General features: G+C 73.6%; 9 protein-coding genes and 1 tRNA gene. 5 read left to right on the top strand and 5 right to left on the bottom strand.

Features of this window, described 5'->3' with window-relative positions:
• Positions 1–26: 26 nt before the first annotated feature.
• Positions 27–776 carry a TIGR00730 family Rossman fold protein gene (locus tag ACIGXE_RS18925; protein ID WP_399748745.1) on the bottom strand — a complete coding sequence of 250 codons (750 nt, stop codon included), beginning with the start codon at positions 774–776 and terminating at the stop codon, positions 27–29.
• Between the two features lie 84 nt (positions 777–860).
• Positions 861–1955, bottom strand: coding sequence for a succinyl-diaminopimelate desuccinylase (gene dapE / locus ACIGXE_RS18930; protein WP_399748746.1), 1095 nt, complete (start codon positions 1953–1955; stop codon positions 861–863).
• Between the two features lie 29 nt (positions 1956–1984).
• Here dapE and ACIGXE_RS18935 point away from each other — a divergent pair, with 29 nt between their 5' ends.
• Both ACIGXE_RS18935 and ACIGXE_RS18940 read left to right on the top strand, forming a co-directional pair.
• Positions 1985–2923, top strand: coding sequence for a hypothetical protein (locus ACIGXE_RS18935; RefSeq protein WP_399748748.1), 939 nt, complete (start codon positions 1985–1987; stop codon positions 2921–2923).
• Positions 2924–3224: 301 nt separating this feature from the next.
• Entirely contained in the window at positions 3225–3620 is a 396-nt protein-coding gene (locus ACIGXE_RS18940; RefSeq protein ID WP_399748750.1) for an ATP-binding protein, read from the top strand.
• A gap of 66 nt (positions 3621–3686) precedes the next feature.
• Here ACIGXE_RS18940 and ACIGXE_RS18945 read toward each other — a convergent pair whose 3' ends face one another.
• Positions 3687–4781, bottom strand: coding sequence for a bifunctional succinyldiaminopimelate transaminase/glutamate-prephenate aminotransferase (locus tag ACIGXE_RS18945; RefSeq protein ID WP_399748752.1), 1095 nt, complete (start codon positions 4779–4781; stop codon positions 3687–3689).
• 77 nt (positions 4782–4858) lie between these two features.
• Positions 4859–5179 (bottom strand): ferredoxin, encoded by a 321-nt coding sequence (gene fdxA, locus ACIGXE_RS18950; protein WP_010474859.1) that lies wholly within the window; start codon positions 5177–5179, stop codon positions 4859–4861.
• A gap of 112 nt (positions 5180–5291) precedes the next feature.
• Here fdxA and ACIGXE_RS18955 point away from each other — a divergent pair, with 112 nt between their 5' ends.
• Together ACIGXE_RS18955 and ACIGXE_RS18960 are read left to right on the top strand one after the other, a co-directional pair.
• Positions 5292–6347 (top strand): GNAT family N-acetyltransferase, encoded by a 1056-nt coding sequence (locus tag ACIGXE_RS18955; RefSeq protein ID WP_399748754.1) that lies wholly within the window; start codon positions 5292–5294, stop codon positions 6345–6347.
• Positions 6344–7180 carry a tetratricopeptide repeat protein gene (locus ACIGXE_RS18960; protein ID WP_399748756.1) on the top strand — a complete coding sequence of 279 codons (837 nt, stop codon included), beginning with the start codon at positions 6344–6346 and terminating at the stop codon, positions 7178–7180. Before ACIGXE_RS18955 ends, ACIGXE_RS18960 begins: the two co-directional genes overlap by 4 nt.
• Positions 7181–7224: 44 nt before the next feature.
• Here the strand turns inward: ACIGXE_RS18960 and ACIGXE_RS18965 are convergent.
• Positions 7225–7302: transfer RNA gene (locus tag ACIGXE_RS18965), tRNA-Trp, on the bottom strand.
• Positions 7303–7499: 197 nt separating this feature from the next.
• Here ACIGXE_RS18965 and ACIGXE_RS18970 point away from each other — a divergent pair.
• A complete protein-coding gene (locus tag ACIGXE_RS18970) occupies positions 7500–7724 on the top strand; it encodes a hypothetical protein (protein WP_399748757.1) in 225 nt (74 codons plus the stop codon).
• The last annotated feature ends 160 nt before the right edge of the window (positions 7725–7884 follow it).

Consider the following 7884-nt stretch of genomic DNA (forward strand, 5'->3'; position numbering starts at 1 on the left):
CCACAACCCTCCCCCGGCGCCGGTCCCTAGCGGCCGACCTCCTTCGTCACCAGGGCGACCGCCTCGTCCACGTCGTCCGTCACGTGGAAGAGGAGGAGGTCGTGCTCGGAGGCCTTGCCGCCGGCCACGACCGAGTCGCGGAGCCAGTCCACGAGGCCCTTCCAGTACGCGCTGCCGAAGAGGACGATCGGGAAGCGGGTGACCTTGCGGGTCTGGACCAGGGTCAGGGCCTCGAAGAGCTCGTCGAGGGTGCCGAGGCCGCCGGGCAGGACGACGAAGCCCTGCGCGTACTTCACGAACATCGTCTTGCGGACGAAGAAGTAGCGGAAGTTGACCCCGATGTCGACGTGCGGGTTGAGCCCCTGCTCGAAGGGCAGCTCGATGCCGAGGCCCACGGAGATGCCCTTGGCCTCGCGGGCGCCCTTGTTGGCCGCCTCCATGGCGCCGGGTCCGCCGCCCGTGATCACCGCGAAGCCGGCCTCGACGAGCGCGTGGCCGATGCGGACACCGGCCTCGTACTCGGGCGAGTCGGGCCTGGTGCGGGCCGAGCCGAAGACGCTGATGGCGCTCGGCAGTTCGGCCAGGGCGCCGAAGCCCTCCACGAACTCGGACTGGATGCGCATGACCCGCCAGGGGTCGGTGTGCACCCACTCCGAGTCGCCCTCGGTGTCGAGCAGGCGCTGGTCCGTGGTGCCGGGCTGGACCTGATCACGGCGCCTGAGCACCGGTCCCAGTCGCTGCTCCTCCGGCTTCCTCGGCTCCTCGGGTACACCCATGGCCGGCTCCTTTCACCGTTCCACTGATCTTCCGGTCCGGTCAGGGTAGGTCCACAGAGGTGACGAAAAGCGAAATTCCGGCGATCAGTCGGTCAGCCAGTCGCGGAGACGTGCCTCGCAGTGGTGGATCCGCTCGACGTGCACGTGCTCGTCCCGCTTGTGCGCGTACAGGGGGTCGCCCGGCCCGTAGTTGACCGCGGGGACGCCCAGCGCGCTGAAGCGGGCGACGTCGGTCCAGCCGAACTTGGGGTGGGCGCTGCCGCCGACCGCCTTCATGAAGGCCGCGGCGGCCGGGTGGGAGAGGCCGGGCAGGGCGCCGCCGCTCTGGTCGTCGATCACGAACTCGGCGACGCCGCAGTCCGCGAAGACCTCCCGGACGTGCGCCTCGGCCTGCTCCGGGGACAGGTCGGGGGCGTAGCGGTAGTTGACGGTGACGACGCACTCGTCGGGGATGACGTTGGTGGCGACGCCGCCCTCGATGCCGACCGCGTTGAGGCCCTCGTGGAACTCCAGGCCGTCGATGACCGGCTTGCGCGGCTCGTACGCGGCGAGCCGGGCGAGGATCGGGGCGGCGGCGTGGATGGCGTTGGAGCCCATCCAGGAGCGCGCGGAGTGGGCCCGCTCGCCCACCGTGCGCAGCTTGACGCGGAGGGTGCCCTGGCAGCCGCCCTCGACCTCGCCGAAGGAGGGCTCCAGGAGGACGGCGAAGTCGCCCGCGAGCCAGTCCGGGTGGGCGTCGGCGATGTGGCCGAGGCCGTTGAGGTGGGCGGCGACCTCCTCGTTGTCGTAGAAGACGAAGGTGAGGTCGCGGTTGGGCGCGGGGACGGTCGCGGCGATGCGCAGCTGGACGGCGACGCCCGACTTCATGTCGGAGGTGCCGCAGCCCCAGAGGATGCCCTCGTCGTCGAGCCGGGAGGGCACGTTGTCGGCGATCGGGACGGTGTCGATGTGTCCGGCGAGGACGACCCGCTCGTCGCGGCCGAGCCGCGTGCGGGCGACGACGTTGTTCCCGTGGCGGTCGACGGTGAGGTGCGGCAGGCCCCGCAGGGCCTGCTCGATCGCGTCGGCGAGCGGCTTCTCGGTTCCGCTCACGGAGGGGAAGTCGACGAGGGCGGCGGTGAGCGCGGCACCGTCGAGCGTGAGGTCCAGTGGGGTCGCGAGAGGAGCGGTGTCAGCCATGTGTCGACCCTAACTCGGCCTCCAGTACGGTGGGGCGCGTGTCCGAGTCCCACCGTGCCTCCCGTCCCGCCCGCCGTGGGCGTCCCGCCCGGTTCGCGGCGGCCTTCGCCGTGCTTCTCGGCCTGGTCGCGTACGTCGCGGTCCACTACGTCACGGGCAGCAAGGGCGCTCCTCGGTGCACGGTCGGAACCGGGGCGAACCAGTACGAGTTCACTCCGGAGCAGGCGTCCAACGCGGCGACGATCGCGGCCGTGGGCACGACCCGGGGGCTGCCGGAGCGGGCGGTGACGATCGCGCTGGCGACGGCGCTCCAGGAGTCGGGCCTGCGGAACATCCGGCACGGGGACCGGGACTCGCTCGGCCTGTTCCAGCAGCGCCCCTCGCAGGGCTGGGGGACGCCGGAGCAGATCCTGGACCCGGTGTACTCGTCGGGGAGGTTCTACGCGGGCCTGGAGAAGGTCCCGGGCTACTCGCGACTGCCGCTGACGGTGGCGGCGCAGAAGGTGCAGCGCAGCGGCTTCCCGCAGGCGTACGCGAAGCACGAGCCGGACGCGACGCTGCTCTCGGCGGCGCTGACCGGCCGGGCGCCCGCCTCGCTGTCCTGCACGGCGGACGTCAAGGAGGGCCGGCCGGGCGATCCGGGCCGGGTGCGCGCCGAGCTGGTCCGGGCGTTCGGCCCGGAGACGGCGCCGACGCCGGAGGTGAAGGGCGCCGGGGCGGCCGGGGCGCTCGCGGCCGGGGCGCCGGCCGTGGAGCTCTCGGTGCCGGTGCGGGAGTCCCGCGCGTCGCGGGAGCAGCGCGGCTGGGAGCTGGCGCAGTGGGCGGTGGCGCGGGCGGACGAGCTGCGCATCGCGGAGGTGTCGTACGGGGACCGGGTGTGGGTCGCGGACGACGCCTCGGGCGAGTGGGAGCCGGCGAAGTCCCGGGGCACGGACGGCTCGACGGTACGGATCAGGCTGGCGCGCTGAGCGCGTTTCCGGCGGGCGGGCGCCCGTGCGGGGTGTCACCCGGACGTGTCATGGGCCCGGTGTGGCGCGAAGCCGTGCGAGCGGCTTCCCAGTGAGCCGCATTTTCCCCATGAACCCCTTGCGTCCCAAGGGAAGTGACGGTTCGCCACCCCCCACCGTATTGACGCGTTCGTCCGCTTTCCTCCCCAGCCGACAATACGACGCATTGCCCATTCTTTACCTTCGGCCTCCGCAACCTCCCCCGCCCCGGGGCCGGTTGTCACCGCGTAATCGACCTCGTCGTCTTCGTCGAAGGAGCACCATGTCCCTCCCCCTGACCCGCCGGATCGCCCGCGCCGCCCTGCTCGTCGCGGCCGGAGCAGCCCCCGTGGTCGGTGCGGCCGGCTCCGCGAGCGCCCTGGACCACAGCATCGTCCCGACCGGCGGCCTGTCGGGGCTCACCGCCCTGGACTCCGCCGCCGCGGGCTCCACCGTCGACACCGCCTCGCAGACCGCGACCGGCGTCGTCGGTGAGACCGGCAGCAAGGCCGTCGGCACCGCCGCCCCGGCCGCCGGCAAGACCCTCGGCACCGTCGGCGAGACCGCGGGCGCCGCCACCGAGAGCGCCGAGGCCCCCACGGGCGGCGCGGTCGGCAGCCTGCCGACCGGCGACCTCCCGACCAACGGGCTGATGGGCGGCCTGCCGCTCGGCGGCTGACCACCGCCGCGGAACGCGTGAGGGCCGGGGAGCGCTGCTCCCCGGCCCTCACGCGTGCGTCGCGGCTCAGCCCAGGCGCTTGACGGCCGCCTCGACCCGCTCGTCGGTCGCCGTGAAGGCCACCCGCACGAAACGCTCGCCGGCGGTGCCGTAGAAGTCGCCGGGCGCCACCAGGACGCCCTTCTCCGCCAGGTAGGCCACCGTGTCCCAGCACGGCTCGTCCCGGGTCGCCCACAGGTAGAGGCTGGCCTCGCTGTGCTCGATCCGGAAGCCGTGCGCCTCCAGGGCCGCGCGCAGGGCCGCGCGCCGGGCCGCGTAGCGGGCCCGCTGCTCCGCCACGTGCGTGTCGTCGCCGAGCGCCGCGACCGTGGCGGCCTGCACCGGGGCGGCCGTCATCATGCCGCCGTGCTTGCGGATCTGCAGCAGCTCGCCGAGGACGGACGCGTCACCCGCGATGAACGCCGCCCGGTAGCCGGCCAGGTTGGAGCGCTTGGACAGCGAGTGGACGGCGACGATCCCCTCGTACGAGCCGCCGGAGACGTCCGGGTGCAGCACCGAGACCGGGTCGGCCTCCCAGCCCAGCTCCAGGTAGCACTCGTCGGAGAAGACCAGCACGCCGTGCTCACGCGCCCAGGCCACGATCCGGGTCAGCTCGTCCTTGCCGAGGACCTTGCCGGTCGGGTTCGACGGGGAGTTGAGCCACAGCAGCTTCAGACCGGCCGGGTCGAGCCCGGTCGGGTCGTCGTAGACCACGGGCTCGGCGCCGCACAGGCGCGCGCCGACCTCGTAGGTCGGGTAGGCGAGCCGCGGGTAGGCGACCTTGTCGCCGGGGCCGAGGCCGAGCTGGGTCGGCAGCCAGGCCACCAGCTCCTTGGAGCCGACCACCGGCAGCACGTTCTCGTGGGCGAAGCCGGTGGCGCCGAGCCGGCGCTCGCACCAGCCGGTGAGCGCGTCCCGCAGCTCCTTCGTGCCCCACACCGTGGGATAGCCCGGCGAGTCCGCCGCCGCGACCAGGGCCTCCTGGATCAGCGGGGGGACGGGGTCGACGGGGGTGCCCACGGACAGGTCCACGATCCCGTCCGGGTGGGCGGAAGCGGTCGCCTTGTAGGGCTCCAGCTTGTCCCAGGGGAAGACGGGAAGACGCGAAGAGACGGCGCTCACGGGTTGGCTCCTCGTTGCTACGGAATACGCGTCGGTCCCGTACGGCGGCGAGGCCGTACGGGACCGAGGGCGAATGATCAGCCGTTCTGCGGCGGCAGGGCGGCGATGAAGGGGTGGTCGCGCTCGATCAGGCCGAGCTTGGAGGCACCACCGGGCGAACCGAGCTCGTCGAAGAACTCGACGTTCGCCTTGTAGTAGTCCTTCCACTCCTCCGGAGTGTCGTCCTCGTAGAAGATCGCCTCGACCGGGCAGACCGGCTCACAGGCCCCACAGTCGACGCATTCGTCCGGGTGGATGTACAAGGACCGCTGGCCCTCGTAGATGCAGTCGACGGGGCACTCCTCGATGCACGCCTTGTCCTTGACGTCGACACAAGGCTGCGCGATGACGTAGGTCACGCTGTCGTTCCTCCTCGATAGGGCTGGTCTGCGCGGGAGCGCGGTGTCGTCGATGCCCGCCCCTAGTATCTCCGTTCTTGGGGACGATCCGAACAGGAGGGGCTCAGAAGCTGTGGAATTCACCGGTGGAGGACGTCTCGAAGTCCGCCTTACCGCCGCTGACGTGGGAAAACGCGTCTCGGTCCGGTATCTGACGGACTCGGGTACGCCGGGTGAGACCTTCACCGACGCGGTCGGTGTTCTCACATCGTGGGAAGGGGGTGTGCTGCTGATCACACGCCGGACCGGCGAGACCGTCCGGATCGCGGAATCCGCCCTCGTCGCGGGCAAGGTGGTGCCCGCCGCCCCGGCCCGCCGGCGCGGCCCGGCCGCCTCCTTCACCGAGCTCGCCCGGGTCACCGCCCGCGGCTGGCAGCCGCTGGAGAGCGAGCCCCTCGGCGAGTGGACGCTGCGGGCGGCGTACGAGCGGGGACCGCGCGCGGCGGGCCCGCGGGGGGCGGCGGCCGGGCGGCGGGAGGGCTTCACGCGCCGCGCCAACTCCGTCCTTCCGCTCGGCGACCCCGGCCTGCCCCTCGACGCCGCCCTGGACCGCGTACGGGCCTGGTACGCGGCCCGGGACCTGCCCGCGTACATCCAGGCCGCCACCGGCGCCGAGGGCACGCAGGAGGTGCTGTGCGCGGAGCTGGAGCGGCGCGGCTGGACGCGTGAGGTCTCGGCCGAGCTCCGGGTCGCGGGCCTGGCCCCGATCGGCGACACGGACACGGACGTCACGGCGGTCCACCTCTCCCGTTCGGTCGACGAGAACTGGCTGCGCCGCTACCGGCGCTCCGCCGAACCGGCCCCGCACGTCCTGAAGGTGCTCGGCAGCGGCCCGAGTGTGTGGTTCGCCTCCGTACCGGGCACGGAAGACATACCGGCGGCGATCGGACGCTGCGTGGTGGACGGCCGCTGGGCCGGCTTCATGGCGGTCGAGGTCTCCTCCGAGCACCGCCGCCGCGGCCTGGCGACGGCCGTCATGACGGCACTCGCCCGCCGGGCCCTCGACGAGGGGGCCTCGGCCGCCTGGCTCCAGGTGGAGTCGGACAACGACGGCGCCCGGGCGCTGTACGACGGCATGGGCTTCACCACCCACCACCACTACCACCACTACCGAGAGACGGACGCGTGACCGACGGAGGCGGCGTGACCGACTGGCGGCGGGAGTTCGCGGAGGAGGCCAGGTCGGAGCGGCCCGACCTCGCCCGGCTCTGTCTGCTCGTCGGCGCGGTGGCCGACCCGGCGGTGACCCAGGCCGACCTGGACACCGCCGAGATCGAGCTGGACCGGCTCGCCGGTCTCGTGCCGTACGGGACGCGGGGCGCCGAGGCGTGGGTGGCGGCGCTCGCCGACCTGCTCGGCCGGCAGGAGGGCTTCCAGGGCGTCCCCGCCGACTACCAGCGACTGGAGTCCTCGCTCCTGCACGAGGTGCTGCGCCGCCGCCGCGGCCTGCCCATCCTCCTCTCGGTGGTCTGGATGGAGGTCGCCCGCCGCGCGGGCGCCCATGTCTACGGCCTGGGCCTGCCCGGTCACTTCGTGGTCGGCTTCGGCGCGCCGGAGGACCTGCGCCTGGCCGACCCGTTCGCCGGCGGCCGCGCCATGACGGGCGCCGACGCGGAGCTCCTCGTCGCCGGCGCCACCGGGGAGGCCCTCGACCCGACGATGCTGCGGCCGGCCACCCCGGCGGCGATCGTGCTGCGCATCCTGAACAACATCCGCGCCTGGGCCTCGGCCCGACCCGAACGCTCCGACGTCGCCCTCTGGGCCGTCGAGCTCTCCCTCCTCCTTCCCTCCCACCCCGCCCGCCTCCGCTACGAACGCGCGGAACTCCTCGTACAGCGCGGCGACTTCCTGACGGGCGCGGCGGAGATGGAGGCGTACGCGACGATCATGGACGCGGTGGAGCCGAGCGCGGCGGAGACGATCCGGAGGAAGGCGAAGGCGGCGCGGTCCCTGCTGAACTGACCCGCGGGGGCCGGGGCCCGCGCCGCGGACCGGGCCCGGGGAAGGGCGGGGCGGCCGGATTCGAACCGGTGTCCTCGCGGTTTTGGAGACCGCGCGCGTCGACCTCTGCGCTACGGCCCCGCCCTCGGGAGGCAGCCTACGAGCAGATGCCGGCGAGAGCGAGGCTCCGCGCCCGTACCGCGAGGCTCGTCGCCTGTACGGCGAGGTTCCACGCCCGTACCGGCGGGCCGTTCGTGGTCCCGTGCGTGTCCCCGGGCCGGTGCCGACGCCTCCCGCGCCAGTGTGTGACGGAAAGAGCACACCGAGCGAAAGGCGCGCGATGAACACCCCTCACGGTCCCGGCAGCTTCGTCGCCCACACGGGCACCGACGTCTACGGCCCCGGCAAGGTCATCGGGGTGGACGGCCGGCACCGGCGGGTGCGGTTCGTGCACTTCGTCGCGACCGTCCGCACCGAGGACCTGCGCGCCGCCACCTCGCGCGAGGCGCGGGAGATCCAGGCCTGGCTGCGGGCGAAGAAGCAGCGCTACGGCGGCGAGTGGTAGACCCCCCGGACGCTGTAGCCCCCGGACGCGACGGGGCCGCGGGGCCCCCCCGGGGGGGGGGCCCCCCCCCCCCCCCCCCGCGCCCGCGCCCCCCCCCCCCCCCGGGGGGGGCTAGACATAAAGGGGCCGCGCCCCCCCAAGACCCCCCCCCCCGCGCGCC

The sequence above is a fragment of the Streptomyces sp. NPDC053431 genome, from assembly GCF_044544925.1.
GTDB lineage: Bacteria > Actinomycetota > Actinomycetes > Streptomycetales > Streptomycetaceae > Streptomyces.